Source organism: Salisaeta longa DSM 21114, assembly GCF_000419585.1.
GTDB lineage: Bacteria > Bacteroidota > Rhodothermia > Rhodothermales > Salinibacteraceae > Salisaeta > Salisaeta longa.
In genome coordinates, this window is sequence record NZ_ATTH01000001.1 from 1515531 (window position 1) to 1541672 (window position 26142).

Consider the following 26142-nt stretch of genomic DNA (forward strand, 5'->3'; position numbering starts at 1 on the left):
CCTGACACCTATGGTTACGGATTCGCCTGCGTGTCGTCCAAGAGGTGCCGGCGGATGGTGTCGAGCGCCACGGTGCTAAACAGCTCCTGATTCAAGATGCGGTCGTTTACGAGTTGTAGGCGCCGTGCGTGTGTGCCGTGGGCGTCGGCGTATCCGACCCAGATGGTGCCGACCGGTTTTTCGTCGGAGCCGCCGGTGGGGCCGGCAATGCCGGTGGTTGAGACGGCCACGTCGGCCCCGACGGCCGCGCGCGCCCCGGCGGCCATTTGGCGCGCCACGGGTTCGCTCACCGCCCCGTGGGCCTGCAGGTCCTGCGGCGACACGTCCAGCAGGCGCTCCTTCACATCGTTGGCATACGCCACAATGCTTCCCAAGAAGTACCGCGACGACCCGGGCACGCGCGTCAGCCGCCGGGCCACGAGTCCACCGGTACAGCTTTCGGCAGTGGCCACCGTCAACCCGCGATCACGAAGCATGCGCCCGAGGGCCGCTTCCAGCGTGTCGTCGCCCGTCCCAAAGATGTAGCGGCCAATGCGGTCTCGCAGCGCCTCCTCCAACCGATCCAGATCGGCCGCCGCCGCGGGCCCTTCGGCGGTAAGCCGCAGGCGCACCCCGCTGGTGGACGGCAGGTACGCCAGCTCCAGCGAATCATGCAGCAGATCCGTAAGGTCGCCGATTTTTTCTTGCAGGCTCGACTCGGGCACGCCCGTGGTGAGGAGCGTGCGGTGCTGCAGCGCCCGATCGGTGGCCGCTTCCAGGCGCGGCTTGACGGACGATCGGAAGATGGCCTTCATCTCCTGGGGCACACCCGGCAGCACCACCAGCACCTGCGTGCCGTCGTCGTACCACAGCCCCGGCGCGGTGCCCGTCGGATTGTCGAGCAGCTCAAAGTCGTCTGGCACGTCGGCCAGTTGCGCGGCCGCCGCGGGGACGGATCGGTCGCGGCGCGTGTAATACGCCTGCACGCGCTGCCACAACCCCTCGTCCCGGTGCAGGGACTTGCCCACGTGGGCGGCCACCACCTGCTTGGTGATGTCGTCGTGCGTAGGCCCCAGGCCGCCGGTGGTAATGACGAGGTCGGCCCCCGCCGCCCGATCCAGCGCTTCGTGCATGGCCGCAGGGGCGTCGCCCACAGTTACGGCTTGCCGAACGCGCACGCCCAAGGCGCTCAGCTGCTCGCCCAGCCACGCCGCGTTCGTATTGACGGTTTGCCCCATGAGCAGTTCGTCGCCGATGGTGAGCAGGTGGGCATCCATAATGGTGGGGGTTAGGAAAATTGACGGGACCACGCTTCGGGATCGCGGCGCCAGGTGCGCAGCGTCTCCAAATCGGTTGTGGCAATAGCGCCTGTTGCCTGTGCCACCTCCAAGAGGGTGCTGTATCCGGTAAGCACATGCAGGGGAACGTCGGCGGAGCGGAATGCGCGGTGTGCAACATCCAGCTCGTACGAAAAGATGGCGAGCACCGCGTGTACGGTGGCGCCGGCGTCGCGGAGGGCCTGCACCGCATCGAGCGCCGAGCCGCCCGTTGAGATCAAATCTTCCACCAGCACCACGTCGTCGCCCGGCTGCACGACGCCCTCAATCTGATTTTGGCGGCCGTGTTGCTTGGCCGCGCCGCGCACATAGGCCATGGGGGCATCGCGGCGGTCGGCCAGCCAGGCCGCGTGCGGAATGCCCGCCGTGGCGGTGCCGGCTACCGTAGCCCCCGGCAGGTCGTACGGCGCGAGCACATCCACAAAGGCATCGCAGATGAACCGCCGCACGTCGGGGTACGCGAGGGTCCGGCGGTTGTCGCAGTAGATGGGCGCGCGCCGCCCCGACGACCACGTAAACGGGTCGTTGGGCCGCAGCGCAACGGCATCGATGGTGAGCAGGTGACGAGCAAGCGTAGAAGCAGTGGCGGAGGCCATGTACAACCTTTCAGGAAAGAGACGACGGATCGGCGGGCATAGACTCTTCTTGCGGACGCAACACGTACAGCGCGCCCGTGCCCAGCGTAAATGCAACCACAAGCACGAGGGCGGCGGTGGGCAGCAGCGACGTGTACAGCACCCAGTCCGCCGCGCGGCCCACAATTCCCGGAACGTGAGCCGCTGTGCGCAGCAGCATCAGCATCCACAAGAACAGAAGCTGCAGCATCGTCTTCCACTTCGCGATGCGCAGGGTGCGTAGCGTGCGGCCTTGCGACTCGACCCATGAGCGGAGGCCCGTAACCACCACATCCCGCAGCGCGATGAGCCCCACCGCCCACCACGGCACCACACGCGGCGTGAGCACCGCAAACGCGACAAACGTTCCCAGCACCAAAAACTTGTCGGCCAGCGGATCCAGAAACTGCCCGAGCCGCGAGCGCACATTCATCTGTCGGGCCAGGACGCCGTCGTAGTAATCGGAAGCCGATGCCGCCATAAACAGCACGACCGCCCCGGCCTGCGCGGCCAACGAAGGCACCGACAGCAGCACCAACACCAGCGGCGTCAGCACGATGCGGCCGATCGTCAAAATGTTGGGCAAGTGTCGCATAGGGCAGAAGCGTCGCGTCCGATCTGTTCGTATTGGCGGCCTTCTGCACAGTTTCTCTGTCACACCGAATTCTTGACGCCGCCCGCCCCACATCTGCCATACCTGACGGACTGACACGCCCGCCCCTGGGACTGCGCCCACAGTACTCTGTCATTGTGACGCTTTTACGACGGCCGCACCCGCGCTACACGCCTCGGCATTGTTCTTGACGCTTATGGATGCGTGAACATGCTGGAGTGATCACCTGCGCAAAGGCATTCCGGCGCTCAAGCAATTGCAAAACGAACGAATAGCAGTCACTCATGGGAAAGATTATAGGCATCGATTTGGGCACGACGAACTCCGTCGTGGCGGTCATGGAGGGCGGCGAGTCCAAAGTGATTGAGAATGCAGAAGGGGCGCGCACGACGCCCTCGGTGGTGGCCTACAAGAAGGATGGCGAACGCCTTGTGGGCGCGCCGGCCAAGCGGCAAGCCATCACCAACCCGGAGCGCACGATTGCATCGATTAAGCGCTTCATGGGGCGTCGCTACGACGAAGTAGAGGACGAGATCGACGAAGTGCCGTACGAGCTCGTACGGGGCGACAACGACACCGTCCGCGTAAAAATTGACGACCGCGAGTACACGCCGCAGGAAATCTCGGCGGTGGTGCTGCAGAAGCTGAAGCAGACGGCCGAAGAGTACCTGGGCGAAGAGGTCACCGAAGCGGTGATTACCGTGCCGGCGTACTTTAACGACGCGCAGCGTACGGCCACCAAAGAGGCCGGCCAGATTGCGGGCCTGAAGGTGCAACGCATCATCAACGAGCCGACGGCGGCGTCGCTGGCCTACGGCCTCGATGACGAGACCGAGCAGATTGTGGCCGTGTACGACTTTGGCGGCGGCACCTTCGACGTGTCGATCCTGGAGCTGGGCGACGGCGTCTTCGAGGTGCGCGCCACCTCCGGCGATACGCACCTGGGCGGCGACTCGCTCGACAAGAAGCTCATCGACTACATCGCCGACACCTTTAAGAAGGAGCAGGGCGTGGACCTGCGCAACGACGCCATGGCGCTTCAGCGGCTGAAGGAAGCCGCCGAGAAGGCCAAGATCGAGCTGTCGAGCGCTACCACGACCACCATCAACCTGCCCTTTATCACGGCCACCGATGAAGGGCCGAAGCACTTGAACATGAACCTGAACCGGGCCAAGTTCGAGCAACTCATCGGCGACCTCATTGAGGGTACCGTGAAGCCGATGCAGAAGGCGCTTGACGACGCCGACTTGTCGACGAGCGACGTGGACGAGGTGCTGCTTGTGGGCGGCTCCACGCGCGTACCGCTCGTGCAAGAGACCGTTGAAAACTTCTTTGGCAAGGCGCCCAACAAGTCGGTAAACCCCGACGAAGTGGTGTCTTTGGGTGCAGCCATTCAGGGCGGCGTGCTCTCGGGCGACGTGGACGACGTGCTGCTGCTTGACGTGACGCCCCTCGACCTGGGCATTGAGACGTTGGGCGGCGTCACCACCACGCTCATCCCGGCCAACACCACCATCCCGACGAAGAAGAGCGAGATCTTCTCGACGGCGGCCGACAACCAGACGTCGGTAGAGGTGCACGTGCTACAGGGCGACCGCGAGATGGCACGCGACAACCGCACCATTGGGCGGTTCCACCTCGACGGCATTCCGCCGGCGCCGCGGGGCACACCGCAGATTGAGGTGACGTTTGACATTGACGCCGACGGCATCCTGAACGTGTCGGCGGTTGACAAGGCGACCGGCAAGGAGCAGTCCATTCGCATCGAAGCCTCCAGCGGCCTGAGCGAGGAGGAGATCGAACAGATGCGCAAGGACGCCGAAGAGCACGCGGCCGAAGACAAAGAGCGGAAGAAGCGCGCCGAGACGATCAACGAGGCCAACTCGATGGTGTACTCCACCGAGCAGAACCTCGAAGAGTACGGCGACAAGATTCCGGAGGACAAGCGCAGTGCTATTGATGCGGCGCTTGAAGACCTCCGCGAAGAGCTCGAAACGACGACGGCCGACGACGACACCTCGGCGCTGGAGCAGAAGCTGCAGACCCTCAACGACAAGTGGGCGGCGGCCAGCGAAGAAATCTACGCGGCCCAGCAGCAGCAAGCCCAGCAGGGCGGCAACGGCGCAGCGCAAGGCGCCAACGCCCAGCAAGCGGCTGATGACGAGGGCGTGCGCGACGCGGACTTCGAAGTCGTCGACGAAGGCGAAGAGTCGTAAGCGTGCTTGCGCAGGTGTGATCACTCACGCCAATCCCCCGGCGCCCACATCTGGGCCGTCGGGGGATTTTTATGTGCGGGCAGCACGCGTGTCACATCTCAACGACGACGCCTTCGTGGGGCCCAAGCGTTAGGTACAACTCCACGGCCGTGCCATCGCGGGCCGGATCGGTGGCACACGCGATGGTGCCGCGGTGCCGGCCGCTGGGCAGCACCATCGTGCGCTCGGCGTCCGAGAAGTTGAGCGCGACGAGGTAGACGGCTTCGTCATGGGCCCGTATAAACACGAAGCAGTCGTCTGGGCGCTGATTGACCGGAACGTAGCGCCCGTGCTGTAACGCTGGCGTGGTGCGGCGCAGCGCAAGGAGGCGCCGGTACAGGTTCAGCACGCTCCCGGGGTCGTCCAGCTGCTCGTCTACCGCAAGCGCACGATGCCCGTCGCCAATGGGCAGCCACAGCGCGTCGGGCGCAGCCTCCGAGAAGCCGGCCGCGGGGGCATCCGTCCACGGCATGGGCGTGCGGCAGCCGTCGCGGCCCAGGCCCGGCACGTTTTTGCCCCACGGATCTTTCTGCCGCTCGGGGGGGATGTCGGCCTCGGGCAGGCCCAGCTCGTCGCCGTAGTACAGCGTGGGCGTGCCGCGCAGCGTGAGCAGCAACACGGCCGCGAGCCGGGTGTGCGCCGGGCCCAGGCGGGTCGCCAGGCGCGCCTCGTCGTGGTTTCCCAGCACGTAGTTGGGCCACGCCCCCTCGGGCAGCGCCGCCTCCAGGCTGTTCACCACGCGCTCCACGCCGTCGGCCGACCACTCGGCATTCAGCAGCGCAAAGTTGAACGGCAGGTGCATTTCGTCGAGGGCCTCGCCGTAGAACGCCGTCCACGACGCCCAATCGTAGATGTGCAGCTCGCCGATGGCCACGCGATCGCCGCGCGCATCGAGCAGGCTCCGAATCTGGCGGTAGACGTCGTGCACGTCGGGGTGGCCGTGGTCGTACAGGTGCAACTGCGTGTCGTACGCGCCGCGCGACTTGTGATACGCGGTATCGCTGGTGGCCCGCGGCGGGTTGTCGCGCATCGCGGGGTCCTTCATGATGAAGTGCGCCACATCGATTCGAAACCCATCCACCCCGCGCTCCAGCCAAAACTGCAGCACGCCAAACATGGCATCGCGCACAGCCGGGTTCCGCCAGTTGAGGTCGGGCTGTTCCTTCAGAAAGGTGTGCAGGTAGTACTGCTGCGTCGCCTCGTCCCACGTCCACGCCGGACCGCCAAACATGCTCAGCCAGTTGTTGGGCGGGCTGCCGTCGGGCTTCGGATCGGCCCACACGTACCAGTCGCGCTTGGGATGCTCGCGCGACGACCGCGCAGCCTCAAACCATGGATGCTGATCGGACGTGTGATTCGGCACGAAGTCGATGATAACCCGCAGGTCGCGGGCATGCGCGGCCTCCACGAGCCGATCGAACGCATCGAGCGTGCCGTACTCGGACGCTACGTTCATGTAGTCGGCCACGTCGTACCCGAAGTCGGCCATGGGCGACGGGTAGAAGGGCGAGAGCCACAGCGCATCCACGCCGAGCGTGTCGGCCAGGTAATCCAGCTTCTGGATGACGCCGGCCAAATCGCCGATGCCGTCGCCGTTGGCATCGCAAAAGCTGCGCGGATAAATCTGGTAGATGACGGCGGTTTGCCACCAGGCGGGATCGGACATGGGGCGAGCGGCGGATGAGTGAGCAAAAGCACGAGTCTTTAGGATAGCCTCTTCGTGCCTGCAACGCAAGATCGCCCCAAGCCGCCGTCATGCACGACCGGCCACGTCGGCCATCGGATCGGGATGTTGAAACGTATAGCCGAGACGCGCCTTGATTTTGTCGTTGACGATGCGCTTGCCACCGGCTTCGTCGTCTGTATCAAATGTGGGCGGCGCGAGGTCCATGGCGCGCGCCGCTGCGGGGTAGAAGTCGGCACGGGCCGGGTGGCGATCGGCGCATGCGTTAAACACATCGTTGCGTGCGTCTTGGGCAACCAGCGCGCGCAGCAGCCCGATGCAGTCGTCGCGGTGGATGAGGTTGACGGGGGCCTGCGGGCGGCTCACGTTGGCGCGGCCCGCGAGGTAGCGCGCCGGATGCCGGTCGCCGCCGTAGAGGCCGGCAAGCCGCACGATGGTGATGTCGAGGGCGTCGCGCGCCGCCCACAGCGTCTGTTCGGCCGCGCGCACCGCCCGGCTCGTCGCGCGCCGCGGGGGCGGAAGCGCATCGAGCGCGTCGGGCCAGGCATCGGCTTCGGTCACCGGACCGTCGGTTGGCGGGTAGACCCCGGTGGAGCTCGCCATCACGATCCAGCGGGTGCGCCCCTCACGCGCCGCCCGCGCCACCGCCTGCACCTGTTGCGCATGATACGCCGCCGGGTCGTTGGGCGCGCGCGACGGGGGGACGTTGAGCACCAGCACATCGGCGTCGAACAGGCGCTCCGGCGCCTCACCCGTTACCTCGGGCTCTAGACGACACAGCACCGGCCGGATGCCGTCGCCACGCAAAACATCCAGCTTTGCTTCGGTTGTGGTGGCGCCGTACACCGTGTATCCGTCGGCGGCCCAGGCCGCAGCCAATGGGCGGCCCAGCCATCCGCATCCCAAAACACTGATCGACAGGGGGGCATCAGGCATGTTGTACGGCGTGTGTTTTATCCATTGACCTGCGTAGAGTGCGAAGAAAGCCGCTCAACATTTACGTCATCGTCGTCAACGACGGTTTCCTCTTCGTCCTCGATGGTTGACGCACGCGGCTTGTCGGCCGTAGGCAACCATATCTTGAACGTGCTTCCTTCGCCAACCGTGCTTTCAACGGTCACGCGGCCGTCGTGTTGATCCACGACTTGCTTCACGATGTACAGCCCAAGCCCCGACGAGCTTTCCCCGCCCGTAGGTTCGGGCGTAAGACGCTGAAACGGCTGAAAGAGGTGCCGCTTGTCTTCTTCCGTAAGCCCGGGACCCTCATCCCGTACCGCAAAGCTTATTTCGTCGGGCGCGTATTGCACGGATATCGCAACGGTGGTCCCCTTCGGCGCGTACTTCAGCGCGTTGCTCACCAGGTTGTTCATCGCCTCCCGCAGGCGGCGGCGTTCCGCCCGCACGGTGCACGGGCGGCTCGGAATATTGAGGTCTAGGACCTGATCTTTGCGATCGGCCTGCGCCTTAAAGCCCACAACCACCCACTGCGCCAAATCGGCCACGTCCACGATAGCGCGTTCGGCGGTTGGCTTGTCGTCGTCGGTGCCGGCTGCCGTTGCCAGCAAATCATCGATGAGCGTAAGCGACTCGTTGGCCGAGGATTGCATGAGCGAGATTTTGCGGTGCACTTCTTCATCCAGCCCGTCGCGCTCCAGCAATACTTCGGCAAGGGCCCGAATGCCGAAGATGGGGTTCTTCAGATCGTGCGCGGCAACCCCCAGCACGCGCGAATTCTCCTCCAGCGCATCCTGCAAGAGCGCATTGCTCCGCAACAGCTCCCGGTTGTACTTTTGCAGCTGACGGGCCTGCTGCCGCACCTTGCGCGTACGCTCCGCCACCATATGCTCCAGGCGCTGCGCCCGCTGCCGCAACTGGCGCGACCGCCACTGCACAACGAGCAAGATCAGAATGCCCAGCAGTACCGCCAACAGCACCAGCTCGCCCGACGCCCCAATGCCTGGCAGAATATCGGGCAGGGAGATTACGGCCACGGGCAACCCACTATCAGAAGGCTGCGCTGCGGGCGGCTGCACGGCGTCTACAGGCGGCATGCCATCATCAGATCGTAAGAAACGCATAGGGCATGGCCCAATTTTGTCGTAGCGCCTATGAAATGCTGGAGGTTCTATCGCCGCATTCTATTAACTACATAAGCATATGCTTACGTTTTCTGTGGCTGCTTATTTTGGATGGCGAGTGTACGGCGCTTCGAAGGCAGCACCGTACCAGAGCCGCCACAGCTACTTTATGGCATATACTATCGCCAAAAGCTGGATGCACCATCAGACGCAGTGGGTGCGTCTTTTTTTACTTTATCGTGATACATTGGTGTTTGGTGCGGTGATCCATGGTGCACCGCATTTTGCGCCAGAGCTCCTGCGCCGCTGGCGCCTGCCCGGTCTTCTCGCAGAAGACACACGCGCGGCCCGCCACGTAACGCCTGAACCTCTGCCGGTGCTCTTGGGTTATCTTTGTCGCTATCCTTTCGTGTCCGTTGCCCGATTTCTTTCCGCCGGTTGCTTTCTGTGGACGCCTCCCCTCCGCCCGATGCCACCGCTCCGTTTCCGCCTTCGAAGGACGCGCTGCGCACGCTCGACCCCTCCGTTCGCGCGGTGTGGCGCAGCATGTGGGGACTGTGGGGCGGCGCGCTGTGGCTGGCCGTCATTTTCTACGACCTGACCCGCTGGTACGCGCCCGATCCAGCACTTCCGTTGGGCGTGCCCACTGTAGCGGTAGGCGTGCTTCTGGGGCTAGGAGCGTGGCTGTGGCCCTACTGGCAGTACCGGGCCTGGCGCTTTGTGCTGCGCCCCAACGAGCTCTACCTGATGCACGGCGTAATTACACATGTGCGCACGGTGGTGCCCCTGCGCCGCATTCAGCACCTCGATGTGTCGCAGAACATCCTGGAGCGCGAATTTGGTCTGGGACGCCTGGTGGTGCATACGGCAGGGTCGCGCAGTAGCGACGTAACCATTCCGGGCCTGCCGCTGGACGACGCCGAGCGCCTGCGCGACCAGGTGCGGCAGTTCATTCTCGACGATCCGTTGCCCGACAACTCGCTGTAAATGCCTGCCGCCGCCCCCGACATTGCGGAAGGTCGCCGCCTGCACCCCCTCACGCTGCTGCTGCGCATCCTGGCGAGCCTGCCGGCCGTGGTGCTGTTGCTGCTGCCCGTGCTCACCGGCTCGTCGTCGAACGACCCGTGGCTCTCGCTGCTCATGACGGGGCTCTATGGCCTCGTGGCCCTTCCGGCCATCATTATGCGCTACCTGCGGCTGCGCTACCAGATTACCCCGCAACAAATCGTGATCCAGCGGGGCGTCATCCGCCGACAGAACCGGAGCATCCCTGTCGAACGCGTGCAAAACATCCAGATCGAGCGCCCGCTCATGGCTCGCTTCTTTGGGCTGGCCCGCGTAAAGATCGAAACTGCAGGCGGCAGCTCTACCGAAGGCGTGCTGGAGTATGTGCACATCGACGAAGCGCAACGCATCCGGCAGACCATTCGCTCCCTACAGGCCGATGGGACGGCCCAGCCGGCAGACGATGCAACGGATCGGCGCGACCTGCTGTACGGCATGAACACGCCACGCGTCCTGCTCTCTGGCGCCTTCCGCTTTTCGCTGCTGTACATTGCTGTCATTTTTTCCGTCACGCAGTTCTTTGATCCCAACCAGATCACCGCATGGCTCATGCAGTCGCGCGGATGGGTGCAACAAGTTGCGGAAGCGGCCTACGCGTCGCCCGCGCTCACGGCCCTGCTCACGGCCGGAGCCGCCGTGCTGCTCGGATGGACCACGGGCGTCGTGCTGCACGTCAACCGGTTCTACGGCTTTCGGCTGTGGCTCGATGAAGACAAGCTCCACAAAAAGCACGGCCTGCTCGCCGTTACCGAAGGCACCATTCCGCTGGAAAAGGTGCAGGTGCTCATCCTGGAGACAAACCCACTGATGCGCGCGTTTGGCTGGTACACGCTCAAGGTGCAGACGATGGGGCTCGATGTGGAGGAGGAAGGCCACCGCGTCATTGCGCCGTTTGCTCAGTTTGCGGATGCCGTGGCGCTCGCGCAGCGGGTGCACCGCTTCCATTTGCCGGAGGACTTCACCTCGGTATCGCCCATCACGATTCGCCGCCGCTTTGTGCGCTATGCCGGCGCGTTGGTTGGTCTGGTGGGCCTTGGCGGATGGCTGTGGCCGTTGGACTGGTGGCATCCGGCGGGCGTGGCCGCTCCGTGGTGGCTGCTCGCACTGCTCCCTGCTGCTTTTGGGTGGGCGGTGCTTCAGTACCGCTACCACGCGTACACCCTGTCGGGCCGCGAGCTGTATGTGCGCCGGGGCGTGCTGCGCCAGCGGCTCTGGGTGATGCCTGTGTCCAAGTTTCACGTGTTTTACCAGACGGCGACCGTCTTTCAGCGGCGCCTGAACGTGGCCAACGTGTTTGTTGATACGGCCGGGGCCTCGTCTGCGGCGTATCCCGACATTATCGATCTGCCGCAGCCCGTAGCCCGCGCACTCATGGAACAGCTGCATGCCCGGTTTGCGTGGTACCACCAGCAGTTGCTTGTGCGCCGCAGCGCCCGGCGCGCCCTCCCGGCCCCCGCCTCCTCGTAATTGTTCTCCCAACCGCCCCCAACCGTTGCCTCGTTCTCGTACCAGCGGCATCCTGCTGCATATCACCTCGCTACCCAGCGCCTACGGCATTGGCGACCTGGGGCCCGCGGCCTACCGCTTCGCCGACTGGCTCGCCCACACGCGCCAGCAGCTCTGGCAACTGCTGCCCTTAGGGCCGGTGGGGAAAGGCGCCTCGCCCTACACCAGCCCCTCCACGTTTGCCGGCAACCCGCTGCTCATTGCCATCGACCCGCTCCTCGAACAAGACCTGCTTACCGACGATGACGTGGCCCCGCTGCGCGCGCTCCCCCAGGACCACGTAGCCTTCGATCGGCTCATGCCTGCCAAGCGCGCCGTCCTCGAAACGGCCTTCCAGCGCTTTGAAGCGGCAAGCGGCGCCTCCGACCGCGCGGCCTTTCGGACGTTCTGGACGCGCAACGCCGACTGGCTCGACGACTACGCCCTGTTCATGGCGCTGCGCGATGCCCACGACGGCGCGCCCTGGACCGACTGGGATCCTGCCCTTGCCTACCGCGACCCCGATGCCCTCGACACCGCCCGCGAGGTGTACGCCTCCGAGCGCCGCATGTACGCGTTCTGGCAGTTCCTCTTTCAGCGCCAGTGGGCGGCCCTGCGCTCCTACTGCCACGCCCGCCGCATTCGCTTCTTTGGCGATGTGCCCATCTACGTGGCCCACGACAGCGCGGACGTGTGGGCGCACCAACGGCTCTTTCAGCTCGATAGCGACGGCGCCCCCACCGCCGTAGCGGGCGTTCCGCCGGACTACTTCAGTCCGAAGGGGCAGCGCTGGGGCAACCCGCTCTACCGATGGGACCGCATGGCGCACAATGGCTTTGCGTGGTGGATGCGGCGCTTTCAGCATGTCCTTGGCCGGATCGACCTGGCCCGCGTCGACCACTTCCGGGGGTTTGCGTCGTACTGGCGCATCCCGGCCTCGGCCTCTACGGCCATTAAAGGATCGTGGGCCGACGGCCCGGGGGCCGCGTTCTTCCGGCGCCTGGCCGACGTGGTGGGCCTCGACGGCATCGTAGCCGAAGACCTGGGCACCATCACCCCCGATGTGACGGAGCTGCGCGACGCGTTCGACCTGCCCGGCATGGCCGTCCTCCAGTTTGCCTTCGAGAACGACCCCTCCAACGCCTACCTCCCCCACAACTTCCGCTCCAACTGCGTGGCGTACACCGGCACGCACGACAACAACACCATCTGCGGGTGGTGGGCCGATGAGCCGTCGGACGAGGACCGCGCGTTTGCCCGCCGCTACCTCGAAATTGGCCCCAACGACGCGGTGCACCGGCGCGCCATCCGTGCCCTGATGGCCTCGGTGGCGCAGCGCGTGGTGGTGCCCATGCAAGACGTGCTGGGGCTGGGCGCCGCCGCCCGCATGAACACGCCCGGCGAGCCCGAAGGCAATTGGACGTGGCGCCTCACACCTGATCAGCTGGAGGCGGCCGATGCAGCATGGCTGGAGGAGCTAACGCTCACCTACGGACGCGCCCCGGTCTGAACCGCTAAGCGCGCCGCCGTCAATGTCGTCCGGGGCGGTAACGAAGCGTGCGCGCTCTTCGGGCGTGGGCACGCGGCACGTGTCGCGCGTGCCGAACCAGTCGTAGCGCTGCGCGGCCACCCACCGGTACACGGCATCGCGCACCGGCTTCGGGATGAGGCCCAACAGAACCGCAAGCACCGGCGCGCCGGGCCACGACAGGTCGCGCACGATCCGGAGTACCGCCTCCGACTGGGTGTACGCGCGGCCGTCGGCGATGACGACGAGGCTGTCGAGGGTGGCGGGCAGGTTGTAAGCCTGCAGCAGCGTCTCGCCCACTTCCGACTGCAACGACGCAAACCGGAACCGTTCGTGGGCGTCGTGCCGCATGACGAAGTCGACGGCGCCGTTGCACAGGTTGCACACGCCGTCAAACAAAACAATGGGAGCCATCGGCTTGCTGATGATGAAGAAGCGCGGATTGAAGCGACGAATCCATCGCCTGCTGCACAGGTTGCACTGTATCGAGTCTTTCAAGTTCACGCACGCCCCGGCCGCATGGAGCTGACCGAAGCGCCCCTCACGTCTGAGTCCGTCTACGACGGCGCCCTCTTGCACGCCTACCGCGACACGGCCCGCTTGCCCGACGGCAGCACCGGCGTGCGCGAATGGATCGACCATCCCGGCGCGGCGGCCATTGTGCCACTGCTGGACACGGGCGAGACGGTGCTCATCCGCCAGTTTCGGTACCCGCCGCGGCGCACCTTTCTGGAAGTGCCCGCCGGCAAGATGGACCGTCCGGACGAGGACCCCGCCACCGTCGCGGCCCGCGAGCTGTCGGAGGAAACCGGCTACACGGCCGCGCGCTTCACGGCCCTCGGGGCCATCTACCCGTGCATCGGCTACAGCAACGAGGTCATTCACTTCTTCCTGGCCGAAGGCCTGGAGGCGGGCACGCAAGACTTGGCCGAAGGCGAGTTTGTGGAGGTGGAGCGCCTCGACTTTGCCGCGGCCGTCGAGCGCGCACGCACCGGGCAACTACGCGACATGAAGACCGTCACGGCCCTAACGCTGGCCGCGGCGCATCTTGAAAATTCAGCAGAGTGAAACAACCCACGCGTCGCGTGTTTTTTGCATAGGCTACGTGGCGCGCACTTGCGCCTTCACCGGATTCTTGTTGCACGGACCTGCACCCTCATGTTTACGTTCCTGATCGTCCTGATTGCGCTGATCGCGCTCCTTATGTCCATCATCATTCTGCTGCAAAGCGGACAGGGAGGCGGACTCGCGGGCATCGCATCAACCGGTGCCACCCGCCAGGTGCTGGGCTCGCGGCAGGCGCCCGATCTGCTGGAAAAAGCAACATGGACGCTCGCCTCGATCTTTGTGGTGCTGTGCATCCTGAGCAACTTCTTCATCGACACCGGCGAAGAGGGCAGTGTGATTCAGCAGAATGCGCAACAGGGGCAAACGCAGCAAACCGCACCGCAGCCGCCCGCGCCGGGACAAGGCGCTGCGCCGCTTCCGGGCAATGGCGCCGCCCCGTCGGGCAACGGCGCTGGAACAGGCGGCAGCAACTGATCGCTCCAGCCCGCGCGGCCCTCTCTCATCGGTTGGCTCCCCCTGCATGAAGGTTTTTCGCACCGTCGACGCGATGCAGCAGCATGCGCGTTCCGTGGCCCGCACCGGCCGTACCCACGCGCTGGTGCCCACCATGGGCGCGCTGCATGACGGCCATCTGGCCCTGGTGCGCGAAGCGCTCGACCACGCCGATCACGTCACCGTCTCCATCTTCGTCAACCCCACGCAGTTCGCGCCCGACGAGGATTACGAGAGCTATCCGCGCACGCTGGACGCCGACCGCGAGCAGCTCGATGCCCTAGGCGTCGATGCCGTGTTTGCCCCCTCGGTCGATGAGATGTACCCGCACCACGCCGACGACACGCTGGCCGGGCCCCTGGCGTGGGTCACCGTCGACCGGCTCAACGAAACGCTGTGCGGCCGCTACCGCGACGGCCACTTTCGCGGCGTCACCACCGTCGTCACCAAGCTGTTTAACGCCTGCCGGCCCGACGTAGCCGTGTTTGGGGAAAAAGACGCGCAGCAGCTCGTCATTTTGCGGCGGATGACCGACGAATTGCTGTTTGACATCGACATCGTGGGCGTACCCATCGTACGGGCGCCCGACGGGCTGGCACGGTCCTCGCGCAACGCCTATCTCTCGGAAGACGAACGCGCCCAGGCGACCGTGCTCTCCGACGCCGTTTCGGCGGCCCGCGCGCGCATCGAGGCGGGGGAACAGCGGGCCGAAGCGGTGGTAGGTGCGATGCAGCAGGCGCTGCGCAGCGCCCCCGACGCCCGCGTGCAATACGCTGAGGTGGTGGACGCCCACACGCTGCGCCCGGTCGACACGCTGCACCCTGGCCAGGACGTACTGGCTGCGGTGGCGGTCTTTTTTGGCGACACGCGCCTCATCGACAACGCGTTCGTCACCGTGCCCGCCGCCTGATTCGCTTGCTCCCTCTCGACGTTTCGCCCGCCGATGACCATTACGATGTTCAAGGCGAAGCTCCACCAGCTTCGCGTCACCCAGGCCGACCTCTACTACGAAGGCTCGATCACCATCGACGCCGACCTGCTGGATGAAGCCGGCATCTTGCCCTACGAGAAGGTGCAGGTGGTGAACGTCAACAACGGCGCGCGCCTCGAAACGTACACCATCCCCGGCGTTCGGGGCGAGCGCACCGTGTGCCTCAACGGTCCGGCTGCGCGCCTCGCCAGCACCGGCGACCAAGTGATTGCCATCGCCTACACCGAGCTGACGCCCGAGGAGGCCGAGCAGCATCAGCCGCGCGTGGTCATCGTCGACGAGAACAACGACCCGAAAGAGGTGATGACGCTCGATGTGCAGCACGACCCGCCGCGCGAGCCGAAGCGCGTCCGCAACGACGTCCCCGCCTCCGCGTAGCCCGCTCGTCCTACGCTGCTTCCGTCGGGTGCGCGGGCTGCGGCCATCCCAACGACACGGCGCTGTATACCGCGGCCGCCGCGGCAATGCCAAACGCATTGGCATCCAATCCCCAGGGCAGCGCCCATCCGCTTGCGCCCAGCGCCACCGTCGTGGTGCCGCCCACAAGCATCGCCCCAATGGCGCCCGCACGCGTGCCCCATGACGTAAAGAGCGCGCCGAGCAGCGGCACCAGCAGGCCCGACACCATGAAGGCGTACGACTTGAGCATCAGGTTCAGGACGTTCTCCATGGAAAGCGCCAGCACGAGGGCCGCGCTCCCCAAGCCCACCGTGGCCCACTGCGACCGCTGCACCGCCTGCGCGTGCGTCTCGGACGGCAAAAACGCATCGATGATATCCGACGTGAGATTGCCCGAGGCAGCGACCAGGCAGCTATCGGCCGTCGACATGATCGCTGAGAAGTACGCCGACAGCATGAGGCCCAAGAGGCCCACGGGCAAGACCGTACGCAGCAAAAGCGGCAGGCCCATTTCCGCATCCATCACGGCCGCCGAGGGGTAGCCCATCGGCGCGAACATACCCTGCTCGGCCGCTACGCGCCCAAAGAGGCCCAGGGTGACGCCCATAAACGCCATCACCGGCCACTCAAAGAGGCCCGCCAGGTACCACGCGCGCTGCGCCGTCTGGGTGTCGCGGGCCGCGTAGATGCGCTGGTAGAGCGTCATGCCCACAAACCAGATCGGCAAGATGGTTACGCCCCAGTTGATGAGGCGCACCGGCGTCACGTCTGTAAGCGACAGCATCGACGGGTCTACCGCAGCTGTAATCCCTGCATAGCCCCCCACCGCAACGTAGCTCAGCGGCAAGCCGATGAAGATAAGCCCGCTCATCAGGATGATCCATTGCACGGTATCGGTGTAGATGACCGCCTTCATGCCGCCCATGCCGGTGTACACCACCACGATAATGCCCATTGCGATGAGCGCCGTGGTAAGCGAGAGCGGCTCGAACGTCGCCGTAGCCAACTTGGCCCCGGCCAGGATCTGCGAGCTCGTAAAGCCCGCGTAGCCCAGCGCCGAGATGATGCCCGCCAGCAGCGCCGCCGTGGGGCCATAGAAGTGGTTGAAGAGCGCCGGAAAGGTGGAGTAGTGCTCGGCCTCGCCCAATGCCTTAACGCGGGGGATGAGCACCACCGCGCTAATCCATGCCCCGAGCAAACCGGTAAACAGCATCCATGAACCCGACAGGCCCATCATGAAGCCGAGGCCGCCCAGGCCGATGGAGAAGCCGCCGCCCACGTCGGTCGCGACCACCGAGAGGCCAATGTGGCCGCTGGACATATCGCGGCCCGCGAGGTAATAGTCGTCGGCCGTGTCGTGGTCGTGCATGAAGTAGTAGCCGATGCCGAGCACCCCGAGCATATACAGCCCGAAGATGACGCCGTCGATGATGTGCATGCGGATCAGAGCCCCTTGGCAGCAGAAAACGCGTGCGCCCGAACCCACGCGGGCCTCGCGTGGTTCGTCGTCACGTGCATGTTGCATCCCCCGGCGGGCGCGCGTCATCGGGGCGCGCTCTGTGGAGTTCCTGTGGGGCGGTGGCCGCGCCGGAACCAAGCCAAACAGCTGTTCATTCACGGGTGCGCACATCGGCCGCTGTACGGCGGCCTCCGCAATGCCCGGGTGGCGGAATTGGCAGACGCGACGGATTCAAAATCCGTTGCCCGTTAAGGGCGTGTGGGTTCGAGTCCCACCCTGGGTACCGCCATGCACTTCTGTACGTTCTACCCCCTTGCGCAAATCGCAAGCTGCAAACGCGTAGCATGAGGAACTCCTGCAGGGGGTTGCATTGCCCTGGCATACCTGCTATACTCCAAGACGTCTCCTTTTCGTCGTTTTCAGTCTCCCCATGCGCCTTGAGCGTTTCCCCCAATTGGCGGAGCAGACCGCAGACAATGCCGTTGAACGACTGGCAGGAACCGATGCCCCACCGGAGGTTGCGCCATGAAAGTACGCAAACGAATCGTCATGGACGAAGCCCAGCGGCCCGTGGCCGTGCAGATCGACTACGGCGACTGGATGGAGATCGAACGCCAGCTCGACCTGGAACGGCCCGCCGAGGAGCCGTCCGAAGAAATGCTACCGTCCGGACGTACCGCCGGTGCTGATTCTCGCGAGCAGGGCGACGGCTTCGGGGCGCTTCTGGAAGACTCGCGGGGAATCTGGGAGCGCGTTGAGGGCCTCGAATACCAGCGCCGCATCCGTGAGGAATGGACGCGCCCTTGGGACCCGAAAGCATAAATGGAGCCACTTCCCAATCTCGAACAGGCCGTAGTTCCCAAGGAAAAGATCACCGATTATCTGCTTTCTGAGAGGCACCCGTCTGGGCGCGGCAAGGCGAAATTTTTTAAAGGCTTTGGGTTTTCGCCCGATCAATGGGAAGTTTTGGCGGATGCGCTCAAACGTCATGCCGGGCAGCACGGCGTGACACGCACCGAAGCGTCCCCGTTCGGTACGCGCTACGTCGTAGAAGGCATGATAACAACGCCGATTGGTCGCAGCCCCCAACTGCGCGCCGTATGGTTCATCAGAGAAGGTCGCGACGTTCCGCATCTCGCGACCGCCTATCCGCTGGACAAACCATCGTGATTCCCATGATTGAAGAGCTGAGCCAAGTCGTACTCACCGAAGACCTGCCGGAACACCACCTGGAAGCCGGCGACATTGGCACCGTGGTGCTCGTCCACCGGAGCGCGGAGGAACCGTCCGCTGCGGCGGGCTATGAGGTTGAGTTCACCGCGCTTGACGGCGAAACGCTGACGGTAACGTCCGTCCGTCCCGAGCAGGTGCGCCTAGCGCGCCCGCGCGAAGTGCCGCATGCCCGTGCTTTGGGTTGAACACGCCCGTGACTTCACCCCCGAGGCGCATGCCTTTGTCTCGCTGCCGTATACGCCTTGAAGTTAATCCCATACAAAACAGCAACTTGTCGCTGAGTGAGGTTGCAGCAATGCCCGGGTGGCGGAATTGGCAGACGCGACGGATTCAAAATCCGTTGCCCGTTGAGGGCGTGTGGGTTCGAGTCCCTCCTCGGGTACACCTGTAAAAAAATTTTATAAACCATAAACAGATATTTACGGTTTGATTTGGTTTTGGGATTTCGTCGCGCTAGCCGCACCAAAATACACTAAAATAAAGGTGATTGGTCAGTATGTGGTCAGTCACTGAACTGTTTTATGGCGCGCAATTCTGATTGCCCTTATGGTGCGTCAGCTGTCTGTCAACCCATAGCCTATTCCTCCAATTCCTCTGGTGGCACCCAGTCACCAGGTTCGAGCTGGCGAATGCGAGGGGAAAAGGCCCGGTGAAAAGCGTCGAGTAGCTCCCTCATGCGACTGTGCTGGCGCGGCCACGTATCTCGATTCGTGGGGTCAGCGTCCCACTCGTGTTCAATCAAGCTGCGCTTTTTATCCGGCTTCGGTAGCCAGTTCAGTTCAACGCCTATTTCTTCTTCGATGGCCCCCCCTTCTTCCTTCAACAGGTGGAAGAGCGGCTGAGCATCATTTTTCAGTGCAACCTCGACCGCCACACGGTGGTCGCGGGTATTGACCCGAGCAGTCAACTGGCAGCCGGAGCGTCCTACAGCAAAATTGGCCCAGTGCTGCGGCTGTGGGGTTCGCGGACGAACTCGACAGTCGTGCTCCTCGAGGTGCTCGAAAAACGTAGTCCAATACTCGAGCTGGAGCTTCTTTGTCTCAGTTAGCTCCCCATCCTGCTTTGTTGTGCGCGAAACCGTTTTCGACCAGTCGTTGGGCTTCGACGTGAGATTGAACTTTGGGGCCACCGGGGAATCCCCGATTTGCCAGAGCTCGATTTCTATGCCGAAAAAGTCGATGCCTTCTTCGGTGACGTCGTTGAGCCAGTCAAGCGCTGCGCGGTGTTGGTCTCTGATGCGCCGAGCAATCCAGATGATGGTTACCGCGTCGAGGCCGGCCGCGTAGGTGAGAAGCTGACCGAGATGCGCGTGATCCGTGCGACTCAGTTGGTTTTCGATCAGCACCCACTGATCATCCACTGTATCTTTGCAGAAAATATCAGCATTGAAGGGACCGACGTTCTGCTCGGTACCCTCCAACTGGAGCTCAAGGCCAATCGTATCGGCGAGTCGGTCCAGGTTCTCTTGCTTGGCAAGCCACGGCGTGAAATCGCGAGCTTCATCCGGCCAAATCTTGCGCGGATCCACCTTCGTCAGAATGCCTAAGGTTGATTCGTTCATGGTGTAGAACTGGAGATAACTGATGATTCTGGCTATGGGGTGCGATACTATTCACCGAACGTCTCCTCCATCGTTCGATCCAGCGCCTCCGGCGCGAGGTGGCTGTAAATCTCGGTGACGCTGGTGGATGAGTGGCCTAGGATGGCCTGAATATGGCGCATGTGCACGCCGCGCTCGCCCAGCGCCATGGGCTTGAGCTCGCCACGCGCAACACCCGCGACTTCGCCCCCGACGAACACGCATTCGTTGTCGTGCCGTACATGCCTTGAAGTTGATACGATACAAAAATCAGCAACTTGTCGCTGAGTGAGGTTGCAGCAATGCCCGGGTGGCGGAATTGGCAGACGCGACGGATTCAAAATCCGTTGCCCGTTGAGGGCGTGTGGGTTCGAGTCCCCCCCGGGTACCGCTGCACAACCGTCGGCATTGTAGCGCGCCGCGTGAGTTGAAATAAAACGACACGTAATTTGAAAGGGCTTCGAAACGTGCCCTGCCTGTGCGTAGCGTCCGCCCGTTTTCTTTAACGCTGAACGATTCGAAACGAGAATCCTGGCGTGAATTGTTCAGTGGAGCCTGCCGGGAACGGCTTACCCGTTTGTTTAGCGCTGTGCACATACTGCATATATCTGTCGGCAGATAGCGTCCAGTGACTCGTGAATTTGTCGATTCCAGAACCGAAGCACGCAAAATTCGGCGTCCTTTAACGTCTCGTCCCGAACTCGGTCGGCCGCACGATGGTCTGGTTCGGCATGCTGGCTGCCGTCCAATTCCACCACTACCTTTTTCTCGAAGCACACGAAGTCGACGATGTATCCGCAGAGCGGTACTTGCCGACGAAATTTGTAAGTCATGCGACGTCCACGAACGCGGTGCCACAACATCCGAAGATTGTAGCGACACCTTCCCTTTGAACTTCTTTCGAGCCGGACCGATGCCCGCGATACGTGCCTAGGCGCCCTCTCCCATCAAGGGAGAGGAACGGTCTGGTGAGCGTATTTGCCACGACGAATAAGCAGTTCTTGCCTTGCAGTACAGGCTACACGGGACACGCTCTCTACCTGGCGGGAGAGAGTTAGCGTGAGGGGGAATTGCTTCGGTCCTTGTTCCACGCAAACATCGTGAGACGACAGCAACCTCCGCCATCTGCATACGATCATCGTCATTAACGTCCCTCGCACCGCCTGATGATTGGCGTAGCCGATGGATGCGCGTAACATCGGGTGGATATGCCTCGTTGCATCCGTTGCTGGGCTGTCCGTTTGTTGATACGGCCTTGTATTCGATCAGTAAACGAACCTCTCCATCCCATGGCGCACTGGCGCAGTCTGGTACTGATTTTCATTGGCGGTCTGTTGCTCAGCGCGCCGACGCACGCGCAGGACAAGCGGTACGCGCTGTCGAATTACGACGTGCGCCTCACCCTGGCGCCCGACGGCACGTATCGCGTGGTGGAGACGATTCGTTTTGCCTTTCAGCGGGGCTCCTTTACCACCGCGACGCGCACAATCCCCCAAGCGCGCTTCGACTCGCTCTACGCTGTGCAGGTGACGAGCCCCGATACGCCCATCACCGCAGTGACTAACGCAACGGACGGCGCCGCCACCATCCGTTGGACCTTTCCCAAGCGCAGCTCCCCCGCTACGTTCAACCTTGCGTACAGCGTAGACGGCGCACTGAACGCTGCTGACGGCTTCAACGTGATTGACTGGCAGGCCATCGGGGATGCGTGGTCCGTGCCCATCCGAGACATGGATGTTGTTGTATCGATCCCCTTTGGCGATATCCCGCGCGATTCGGTGACCGTAAAGCCGCGGGTGGCGGGTACGCTGGCGCGCAGCGGGACGGGCTGGACCGCCTCCTTTGCACACGAGGCCCTACCACCCGGCGAGGGCTACCGCGTCATCGTCCGCTTCCCGCAGCGCATCGCCGTAGCGGCATCGGATGACGATGTGGGCGGCCTGATGGCCGTCACAGCCATTGGGCTCGTCGTGCTGGGCCTCATCGGCGGCGTCGTGGCGCTGATCGTGTGGCGCGGCCCATCGGTTGATCCCAACACGGTGCCCGCGTCCCGCCCCCCGGACCTGCCCCTGCCGCACGCGGCGCACCTGGCCCACAAAAACAGCGCCGGACGGTTTCGGATGTTCAGCGCGGTGCTGTTCGACCTTGCCCAGCGCGGGCACGTCACGCTGCACTGCGAGCCACAGGAAAGCTGGACCGGCACGGACGGCGTGGTTACGGTGCGCTCCACCACCGACCGGTTTGGACTGACCGACTTTGAGGCGGATCTGCTTGATGAGGTCCAGCAGTACGATACGCTTAAGGCCTTCGGGCAACAGGCGTCGAGCTATCAGCGGGCGCAGATGACGCGCATCAAAGAAGAAACGGTCGCTCGCGGATGGTTCGAGGCGCGCACTACGCGGTCTAACCGCTTGATTGCCGTTGGCACGCTGCTGGTCCTCGCAGCCATTGCGTCGCCGTTTTTGATCGGCGGATGGGGCGGTCCTATCGCGGCCGGTGGGCTGGGCGGCTTGGGACTTGGCGCGCTAGTGGCCGGCACGAAGCGCTACGTCATCACGCAAGCTGGGGCGCAGCACAAGGCCGAGGTGTTGGCCTACCTCAAGGCCCTCCGTGAACAGCTTGAGGCTGAGCGCGATAGCGATCCCGTAGCGGCTGCCGAACGCCTGCTCGACCACCTGCCCTGGCTCCTGCTCGACTCGAGGGTTGACAAAGCCTGGCTGGATGAATTGAAGGACGCGCTGTCCTCTAGCACCCGGGCAATGGCCCTGCCGGACTGGCTGGATAGCGCCGCACAAGCCACAGAAGACGCGACAAGTGCGGCCGTGGCGGCGTTCTTGCCCATTTACCTCACCGTTATCAACACGAGCGCTGCAACGGGCGCGGGCGCCGTGGCTGGTGCCGTAGCGGGCGGCGCAGCTGCAGGTGCCGGGGCTGCCGGAGGCGCTGGAGGCGGCGGCGGTGGGGCCGCTTAATTTTTGGTGCTCCGGCGTATTTCGATCGATGATACCCGCTGCTCGTCAGGGGCGCTCGCGTAGCTGCCTCATCAGTTGACCTACACCTCCGGCCCCCGTGGCCCCACCAGCAACCCAGCGAATCGGGCGCGTGGAGCGATTCGCCTTGCTTCCGCTTCAGCTCCCGCGGATCTAGCGCGAACATGTGCATCCGGAAGTCGGCATAGGTGTGCGCCTCAAGGATGCCCACGAGATTGAACCGGACGGAGCCCTTTGAAAACGTATGGTGATAGGCGCGCAGGAGCCGTAGGGAGCGCCTGTTTGAGACGAAGGCCACAGATCGGGCTCACGCACGTTCAGAAAGACCTGCAGCATATCGTGCAGGCTCTTTGCCTTTGTGGTCGAGATCCTGCGCGGACGCTAGCAGGTGTAGCGCCAGAGCGTCACCTCCGGCTCAGCCGCGGTGTGAGATCGGCAAGCGCATCTACGCGCTGGACGATGTACACCATCATTGCCGAACGAAATCCTCCAGTAGCACGGCGGTGTCCGGAAAGAGATCGGGCAGCCGCTTGTCGCCCGTCACGAGCGAGACGCCCAGCCGCTGGGCCAGCGCGACGTACTCGCAGTCGTAGGCCGAATGGCCGGTCTCCGTCACAAGGCGAAGTACGTCGGACGTAGCGACTTCGTACGTCTGATCGACCATCTCGGCTTCCGCGTCGCGAGCAAACTGAAGCGCCTCATCGTAGCGCATGTAGCCGCCCACCAGATACCCGCGGAGCACGTTCCGGAACTCGGAGCGCCAGAGCCGGGGTGCCACCCAATTCGGATCACGCTCACGAGCGCGGCGAGCATGGGCCGACCGACCCGTGTCCATCTGAATCCAGAAATAGCTGAGCACGTCATTGTCGACGACAATCATGCACGCCCCTCCCGCTTCGCTTCGTTGACGATGTCGGGAAAGGCCTTGCCGATCCTACGATTCAGCGCTTCGGCCTTCGCGATGGCCGCCTCGGCGCTTTGGCGCGTGGGCATAAGCGTCCGCTCCAAGATCATGATCGCCTCGCTGTTCATGCTGCGACGGTGACGCTCGGCCTGCTCCTTGAGCCGATCGTGCAGTTCCTCGGGCAAGCCTTTCAACGTGAGTGTGGGCATGGTTTCAATATGGTGTCTTTATGGAACCATTGAATTTGTGCCTACCGCCCCATGGCTGACACCGTTCCAATTCAGACGGGGTGCTACACCGGCAGTGTGAACGCATCGAGACGGCGCGGCGCAATCTGATCGATGCCCTGCATCCACTGCGTAGACTGATCGCCGGACCGCCAAACGCTATCGCCGCCGGTAAGACCGCTTACTTCCCGATGCAGAACTGCGAAAAGATGTGGCCCAGCACGTCGTCGGAGGTGACGGCGCCGGTGATGGCGCCCAGCTCGTGGAGGGCCTCGCGGAGGTCGAGCGCGAGCAGGTCGCCCGAGACGCCGGCATCCAACGCGTGGCGCGCGCGCTCTACAGCCGTCTGCGCGGCCCGCAGGTGCTGCCGGTGCCGCTGGTTTGTGACGATGGACGAGGCCTCGGAGCGGCTCAGGTCGGTGCGCACGGTGGCGGTGAGGCGCTCAATGAGCGGATCGAGGTGGGTGGCATCGTCGCGTGCCCGCTCGGCCGAGAGCGTCAGCGTAGCGTCTGGCGCGGCGGGCGCGTCTACGGCATCGGCCTTGTTGCCCACCACCAGCACCGTCAGGCCGGTGTCTTGCGCGCGGCGCGCCTCCACAAACGAGCGCTCCGTGTCATCCAGCCCGCGCTGCAGATCGTAGACGTACAGCAGCACGTCGGCCTGGGTCATCGACCGCTCCGCGCGGCGCACGCCCTCGGCTTCAATCTGGTCGGAGGTGTCGCGCAGGCCGGCGGTATCCACAAACCGAAAGCGCACGCCGTCCCATTCCGCATCGGCGGCCACTTCGTCGCGCGTGGTGCCGGGCGTGGCGCTCACGATGGCCCGATCGCGGCCCACAAGAGCATTCAGGAGGGTCGACTTTCCGGCGTTGGGGCGGCCGCCAATCACCACGCGCACGCCGTCGCGCAGCTTGGCGCCGGTGGCGTACGAGTCGAGCAGGGTGGCGAGCAGGGTGTGGGCGTCGTCGAGCAATCCCGCCAGCCGCTCACGGTCGGCGAAGGCGACGTCTTCCTCGGCAAAGTCAATTTCCAGCTCCACGAGGCCGCACAGGTCCAGCAGCTCGCTGCGCAGCGCCTCCAGCTGCTCGGAGTAGCGGCCTTGCAGTTGTTGCAGCGCCACCCGGTGGGCAGCCGTCGCTTCGGCATGGATGAGGTCCGCCACGGCTTCCGCCTGGGCGAGGTCGAGTTTGCCGTTGAGGAAGGCACGCCGCGTGAACTCGCCCGGCGCCGCGAGGCGCGCGCCCTGGTCCAAGAGGGCTTGCAGCACCAGCTGCGGCGCCAGATCCCCGCCGTGGCACGACACCTCCACCACGTCTTCGCCGGTGGCCGAGCGCGGGCCGCGAAAGAGCGTCACCACCACCTGGTCGATCGCCTCCCCGGCAGCGTTGGTGAGGTAGCCCACGTGCGCGGTGTGCGAGTCGGCGGACGCAAGGTCGGCGCTCCGAAAGCAGGCATTCACCGTGTCGATCGCCGCGGGCCCCGAGGTGCGTACAATGGCCAGCGCCGCCGCGCCGCGCGCCGTTGCAATCGCTGCAATGGTGTCGTTTCGATCCGTCATGACTGCTGCGCTGAGGCCCCACATGCAACGCACCGCCCCGGTGCGCCCACCCGCTGACGGCTCAAGCCACGTTTAGAAGTAGTACCGCACGCCAACGCCGCCGCCAATGTCGCCCGTCGTCTCTGGAATGACGTTGATGCGCGGCGTTAGCTGCACAAAGACCTCCACCCGCGGGTCAGGAATCCAGTTGATGCCGGCCGAGCCGCTGATGCCAAGGACCGCATCCGACTCGTTGGGGTTCTCGCGGCTGCCGATGTAGGCGCCGGGTCCAATGAACCACTCCAGCGGCTGGTTGACGTTTTCAAGCGTAAACGGCTGCTCGAAAAGGGCGTGCACATTCAGAAAGAAGAAGTCGCTCTCCGACACGTCCCAGGCCATCAAAAGGTCGTACGAAGGGGCCGCATCGTTGTAAATTTTAGCCGTGAAGCCGGTGGGGTCTCCAAGCTGCGCGCCCAGGCCAAACGCCCCGTCGGTGCGCTGCGCGTGGGCCTGAAGCGTACCCAGGCCAAGGATGAGCACGCTGGCAAGCACAAAGCGGCGAATAAACGTCATGGCGTCAACCGATTACTGAATGGATAATTCGGCGCATGGAAAGGAAGACCGT

General features: G+C 64.1%; 26 protein-coding genes and 3 tRNA genes. 15 read left to right on the forward strand and 14 right to left on the reverse strand.

Going from position 1 to position 26142, the window contains the following annotated elements:
• Positions 1–14 precede the first annotated feature (14 nt).
• The 3 genes from SALLO_RS0106205 to pgsA are packed head-to-tail and all read right to left on the reverse strand — an operon-like array spanning position 15 to position 2525.
• Positions 15–1256, reverse strand: coding sequence for a competence/damage-inducible protein A (locus tag SALLO_RS0106205; protein ID WP_022835449.1), 1242 nt, complete (start codon positions 1254–1256; stop codon positions 15–17).
• Between the two features lie 11 nt (positions 1257–1267).
• Complete coding sequence (gene pyrE, locus SALLO_RS0106210) at positions 1268–1912, reverse strand: orotate phosphoribosyltransferase (protein WP_022835450.1); 645 nt, start codon at positions 1910–1912, stop codon at positions 1268–1270.
• Between the two features lie 10 nt (positions 1913–1922).
• The gene (gene pgsA / locus SALLO_RS0106215; protein ID WP_022835451.1) at positions 1923–2525 is read right to left on the reverse strand and encodes a CDP-diacylglycerol--glycerol-3-phosphate 3-phosphatidyltransferase; all 603 of its coding nucleotides are present in this window, start codon (positions 2523–2525) and stop codon (positions 1923–1925) included.
• A 302-nt stretch (positions 2526–2827) separates the two neighbouring features.
• On the opposite strand from pgsA, the gene dnaK reads away from it, so the two are divergent.
• Positions 2828–4759 (forward strand): molecular chaperone DnaK, encoded by a 1932-nt coding sequence (gene dnaK / locus SALLO_RS0106220; protein ID WP_022835452.1) that lies wholly within the window; start codon positions 2828–2830, stop codon positions 4757–4759.
• A gap of 91 nt (positions 4760–4850) precedes the next feature.
• Here the strand turns inward: dnaK and SALLO_RS0106225 are convergent, their stop codons facing one another.
• The 3 genes from SALLO_RS0106225 to SALLO_RS17715 form a co-directional block, all read right to left on the reverse strand.
• Positions 4851–6464, reverse strand: a complete 1614-nt coding sequence (locus SALLO_RS0106225) for an alpha-amylase family glycosyl hydrolase (RefSeq protein ID WP_022835453.1) — start codon at positions 6462–6464, stop codon at positions 4851–4853.
• 87 nt (positions 6465–6551) lie between these two features.
• Positions 6552–7418 (reverse strand): SDR family oxidoreductase, encoded by an 867-nt coding sequence (locus SALLO_RS0106230; protein WP_022835454.1) that lies wholly within the window; start codon positions 7416–7418, stop codon positions 6552–6554.
• A 17-nt stretch (positions 7419–7435) separates the two neighbouring features.
• Positions 7436–8533 (reverse strand): sensor histidine kinase, encoded by a 1098-nt coding sequence (locus tag SALLO_RS17715; RefSeq protein ID WP_022835455.1) that lies wholly within the window; start codon positions 8531–8533, stop codon positions 7436–7438.
• A gap of 474 nt (positions 8534–9007) precedes the next feature.
• Between SALLO_RS17715 and SALLO_RS0106240 the strand changes: the two genes are divergently transcribed.
• Genes SALLO_RS0106240 through malQ form a run of 3 tightly spaced genes read left to right on the forward strand, consistent with a single transcriptional unit; the run spans position 9008 to position 12620 of the window.
• On the forward strand, positions 9008–9547 hold the full coding sequence (locus SALLO_RS0106240; RefSeq protein ID WP_022835456.1) for a PH domain-containing protein: 540 nt from the start codon (positions 9008–9010) through the stop codon (positions 9545–9547).
• Positions 9548–11092 carry a PH domain-containing protein gene (locus tag SALLO_RS15655; RefSeq protein WP_022835457.1) on the forward strand — a complete coding sequence of 515 codons (1545 nt, stop codon included), beginning with the start codon at positions 9548–9550 and terminating at the stop codon, positions 11090–11092. It abuts the gene before it with no gap.
• A gap of 25 nt (positions 11093–11117) precedes the next feature.
• Complete coding sequence (gene malQ / locus SALLO_RS0106250) at positions 11118–12620, forward strand: 4-alpha-glucanotransferase (RefSeq protein ID WP_022835458.1); 1503 nt, start codon at positions 11118–11120, stop codon at positions 12618–12620.
• Here malQ and SALLO_RS15660 read toward each other — a convergent pair.
• The gene (locus tag SALLO_RS15660; protein WP_022835459.1) at positions 12588–13052 is read right to left on the reverse strand and encodes a thiol-disulfide oxidoreductase DCC family protein; all 465 of its coding nucleotides are present in this window, start codon (positions 13050–13052) and stop codon (positions 12588–12590) included. The genes malQ and SALLO_RS15660 overlap by 33 nt on opposite strands.
• A 105-nt stretch (positions 13053–13157) precedes the next feature.
• Between SALLO_RS15660 and SALLO_RS0106265 the strand changes: the two genes are divergently transcribed.
• The 4 genes from SALLO_RS0106265 (at position 13158) to panD (ending at position 15567) form a co-directional block, all read left to right on the forward strand.
• On the forward strand, positions 13158–13706 hold the full coding sequence (locus SALLO_RS0106265; RefSeq protein WP_022835461.1) for an NUDIX domain-containing protein: 549 nt from the start codon (positions 13158–13160) through the stop codon (positions 13704–13706).
• 90 nt (positions 13707–13796) lie between these two features.
• Positions 13797–14180: a preprotein translocase subunit SecG gene (gene secG, locus SALLO_RS0106270; RefSeq protein WP_022835462.1), complete on the forward strand. Its 384-nt coding sequence runs from the start codon at positions 13797–13799 to the stop codon at positions 14178–14180.
• Positions 14181–14226: 46 nt separating this feature from the next.
• Entirely contained in the window at positions 14227–15108 is an 882-nt protein-coding gene (gene panC, locus SALLO_RS0106275) for a pantoate--beta-alanine ligase (RefSeq protein WP_022835463.1), read from the forward strand.
• Positions 15109–15141: 33 nt separating this feature from the next.
• Complete coding sequence (panD, locus tag SALLO_RS15665) at positions 15142–15567, forward strand: aspartate 1-decarboxylase (protein WP_022835464.1); 426 nt, start codon at positions 15142–15144, stop codon at positions 15565–15567.
• A gap of 10 nt (positions 15568–15577) precedes the next feature.
• On the opposite strand, the gene SALLO_RS0106285 is transcribed toward panD, so the two are convergent.
• On the reverse strand, positions 15578–17026 hold the full coding sequence (locus SALLO_RS0106285) for a sodium:solute symporter family protein (protein WP_022835465.1): 1449 nt from the start codon (positions 17024–17026) through the stop codon (positions 15578–15580).
• Positions 17027–17245: 219 nt separating this feature from the next.
• On the opposite strand from SALLO_RS0106285, the gene SALLO_RS0106290 reads away from it, so the two are divergent.
• The 5 genes from SALLO_RS0106290 to SALLO_RS0106315 all read left to right on the forward strand — a co-directional run bounded on the left by SALLO_RS0106290 (position 17246) and on the right by SALLO_RS0106315 (position 18662).
• A tRNA-Leu gene (locus SALLO_RS0106290) sits at positions 17246–17330 on the forward strand.
• Positions 17331–17572: 242 nt separating this feature from the next.
• Entirely contained in the window at positions 17573–17869 is a 297-nt protein-coding gene (locus tag SALLO_RS15670; RefSeq protein ID WP_157621312.1) for a hypothetical protein, read from the forward strand.
• Positions 17870–18217 (forward strand): DUF6883 domain-containing protein, encoded by a 348-nt coding sequence (locus tag SALLO_RS0106305; protein ID WP_022835466.1) that lies wholly within the window; start codon positions 17870–17872, stop codon positions 18215–18217.
• Between the two features lie 5 nt (positions 18218–18222).
• Positions 18223–18465 carry a DUF4926 domain-containing protein gene (locus SALLO_RS0106310; RefSeq protein ID WP_022835467.1) on the forward strand — a complete coding sequence of 81 codons (243 nt, stop codon included), beginning with the start codon at positions 18223–18225 and terminating at the stop codon, positions 18463–18465.
• Positions 18466–18577: 112 nt separating this feature from the next.
• Positions 18578–18662, forward strand: a tRNA-Leu gene (locus tag SALLO_RS0106315).
• Between the two features lie 195 nt (positions 18663–18857).
• Here the strand turns inward: SALLO_RS0106315 and SALLO_RS0106320 are convergent.
• Positions 18858–19841 (reverse strand): DUF4268 domain-containing protein, encoded by a 984-nt coding sequence (locus tag SALLO_RS0106320; RefSeq protein WP_022835468.1) that lies wholly within the window; start codon positions 19839–19841, stop codon positions 18858–18860.
• A gap of 322 nt (positions 19842–20163) precedes the next feature.
• Between SALLO_RS0106320 and SALLO_RS0106330 the strand changes: the two genes are divergently transcribed.
• Positions 20164–20247, forward strand: a tRNA-Leu gene (locus SALLO_RS0106330).
• 193 nt (positions 20248–20440) lie between these two features.
• Here SALLO_RS0106330 and SALLO_RS18895 read toward each other — a convergent pair.
• Complete coding sequence (locus SALLO_RS18895) at positions 20441–20722, reverse strand: endonuclease domain-containing protein (RefSeq protein ID WP_040605732.1); 282 nt, start codon at positions 20720–20722, stop codon at positions 20441–20443.
• A gap of 426 nt (positions 20723–21148) precedes the next feature.
• Here SALLO_RS18895 and SALLO_RS18420 point away from each other — a divergent pair, with 426 nt between their 5' ends.
• Entirely contained in the window at positions 21149–22831 is a 1683-nt protein-coding gene (locus tag SALLO_RS18420; protein ID WP_022835471.1) for a DUF2207 domain-containing protein, read from the forward strand.
• 487 nt (positions 22832–23318) lie between these two features.
• On the opposite strand, the gene SALLO_RS0106340 is transcribed toward SALLO_RS18420, so the two are convergent.
• The 4 genes from SALLO_RS0106340 to SALLO_RS0106355 all read right to left on the reverse strand — a co-directional run bounded on the left by SALLO_RS0106340 (position 23319) and on the right by SALLO_RS0106355 (position 26090).
• Positions 23319–23729, reverse strand: coding sequence for a type II toxin-antitoxin system VapC family toxin (locus SALLO_RS0106340; protein WP_022835472.1), 411 nt, complete (start codon positions 23727–23729; stop codon positions 23319–23321).
• Positions 23726–23962 carry a FitA-like ribbon-helix-helix domain-containing protein gene (locus tag SALLO_RS0106345; RefSeq protein WP_022835473.1) on the reverse strand — a complete coding sequence of 79 codons (237 nt, stop codon included), beginning with the start codon at positions 23960–23962 and terminating at the stop codon, positions 23726–23728. Before SALLO_RS0106345 ends, SALLO_RS0106340 begins: the two co-directional genes overlap by 4 nt.
• Positions 23963–24161: 199 nt before the next feature.
• Complete coding sequence (gene mnmE, locus SALLO_RS0106350; protein ID WP_022835474.1) at positions 24162–25538, reverse strand: tRNA uridine-5-carboxymethylaminomethyl(34) synthesis GTPase MnmE; 1377 nt, start codon at positions 25536–25538, stop codon at positions 24162–24164.
• A gap of 72 nt (positions 25539–25610) precedes the next feature.
• Positions 25611–26090: a hypothetical protein gene (locus tag SALLO_RS0106355; RefSeq protein ID WP_022835475.1), complete on the reverse strand. Its 480-nt coding sequence runs from the start codon at positions 26088–26090 to the stop codon at positions 25611–25613.
• Between the last annotated feature and the right edge of the window lie 52 nt (positions 26091–26142).

Excerpts from the sequence above, each read along its gene's own strand:
- SALLO_RS0106310 (WP_022835467.1), top strand. The coding sequence starts at position 18,223 with ATGATTGAAGAGCTGAGCCAAGTCGTACTCACCGAAGACCTGCCGGAA.
- SALLO_RS0106345 (WP_022835473.1), bottom strand. The coding sequence starts at position 23,962 with ATGCCCACACTCACGTTGAAAGGCTTGCCCGAGGAACTGCACGATCGG.
- dnaK (WP_022835452.1), top strand. The coding sequence starts at position 2,828 with ATGGGAAAGATTATAGGCATCGATTTGGGCACGACGAACTCCGTCGTG.
- pgsA (WP_022835451.1), bottom strand. The coding sequence starts at position 2,525 with ATGCGACACTTGCCCAACATTTTGACGATCGGCCGCATCGTGCTGACG.
- SALLO_RS17715 (WP_022835455.1), bottom strand. The coding sequence starts at position 8,533 with ATGCCGCCTGTAGACGCCGTGCAGCCGCCCGCAGCGCAGCCTTCTGAT.
- SALLO_RS18895 (WP_040605732.1), bottom strand. The coding sequence starts at position 20,722 with ATGTTGTGGCACCGCGTTCGTGGACGTCGCATGACTTACAAATTTCGT.
- SALLO_RS0106225 (WP_022835453.1), bottom strand. The coding sequence starts at position 6,464 with ATGTCCGATCCCGCCTGGTGGCAAACCGCCGTCATCTACCAGATTTAT.
- SALLO_RS15660 (WP_022835459.1), bottom strand. The coding sequence starts at position 13,052 with ATGGCTCCCATTGTTTTGTTTGACGGCGTGTGCAACCTGTGCAACGGC.
- SALLO_RS0106305 (WP_022835466.1), top strand. The coding sequence starts at position 17,870 with ATGGAGCCACTTCCCAATCTCGAACAGGCCGTAGTTCCCAAGGAAAAG.
- secG (WP_022835462.1), top strand. The coding sequence starts at position 13,797 with ATGTTTACGTTCCTGATCGTCCTGATTGCGCTGATCGCGCTCCTTATG.
- panD (WP_022835464.1), top strand. The coding sequence starts at position 15,142 with ATGACCATTACGATGTTCAAGGCGAAGCTCCACCAGCTTCGCGTCACC.
- mnmE (WP_022835474.1), bottom strand. The coding sequence starts at position 25,538 with ATGACGGATCGAAACGACACCATTGCAGCGATTGCAACGGCGCGCGGC.
- panC (WP_022835463.1), top strand. The coding sequence starts at position 14,227 with ATGAAGGTTTTTCGCACCGTCGACGCGATGCAGCAGCATGCGCGTTCC.
- SALLO_RS0106340 (WP_022835472.1), bottom strand. The coding sequence starts at position 23,729 with ATGATTGTCGTCGACAATGACGTGCTCAGCTATTTCTGGATTCAGATG.
- SALLO_RS0106320 (WP_022835468.1), bottom strand. The coding sequence starts at position 19,841 with ATGAACGAATCAACCTTAGGCATTCTGACGAAGGTGGATCCGCGCAAG.
- SALLO_RS0106265 (WP_022835461.1), top strand. The coding sequence starts at position 13,158 with ATGGAGCTGACCGAAGCGCCCCTCACGTCTGAGTCCGTCTACGACGGC.
- SALLO_RS0106285 (WP_022835465.1), bottom strand. The coding sequence starts at position 17,026 with ATGCACATCATCGACGGCGTCATCTTCGGGCTGTATATGCTCGGGGTG.
- SALLO_RS0106355 (WP_022835475.1), bottom strand. The coding sequence starts at position 26,090 with ATGACGTTTATTCGCCGCTTTGTGCTTGCCAGCGTGCTCATCCTTGGC.
- SALLO_RS0106230 (WP_022835454.1), bottom strand. The coding sequence starts at position 7,418 with ATGCCTGATGCCCCCCTGTCGATCAGTGTTTTGGGATGCGGATGGCTG.
- SALLO_RS15655 (WP_022835457.1), top strand. The coding sequence starts at position 9,548 with ATGCCTGCCGCCGCCCCCGACATTGCGGAAGGTCGCCGCCTGCACCCC.
- SALLO_RS18420 (WP_022835471.1), top strand. The coding sequence starts at position 21,149 with ATGGCGCACTGGCGCAGTCTGGTACTGATTTTCATTGGCGGTCTGTTG.
- pyrE (WP_022835450.1), bottom strand. The coding sequence starts at position 1,912 with ATGGCCTCCGCCACTGCTTCTACGCTTGCTCGTCACCTGCTCACCATC.
- SALLO_RS15670 (WP_157621312.1), top strand. The coding sequence starts at position 17,573 with ATGAAAGTACGCAAACGAATCGTCATGGACGAAGCCCAGCGGCCCGTG.
- SALLO_RS0106205 (WP_022835449.1), bottom strand. The coding sequence starts at position 1,256 with ATGGATGCCCACCTGCTCACCATCGGCGACGAACTGCTCATGGGGCAA.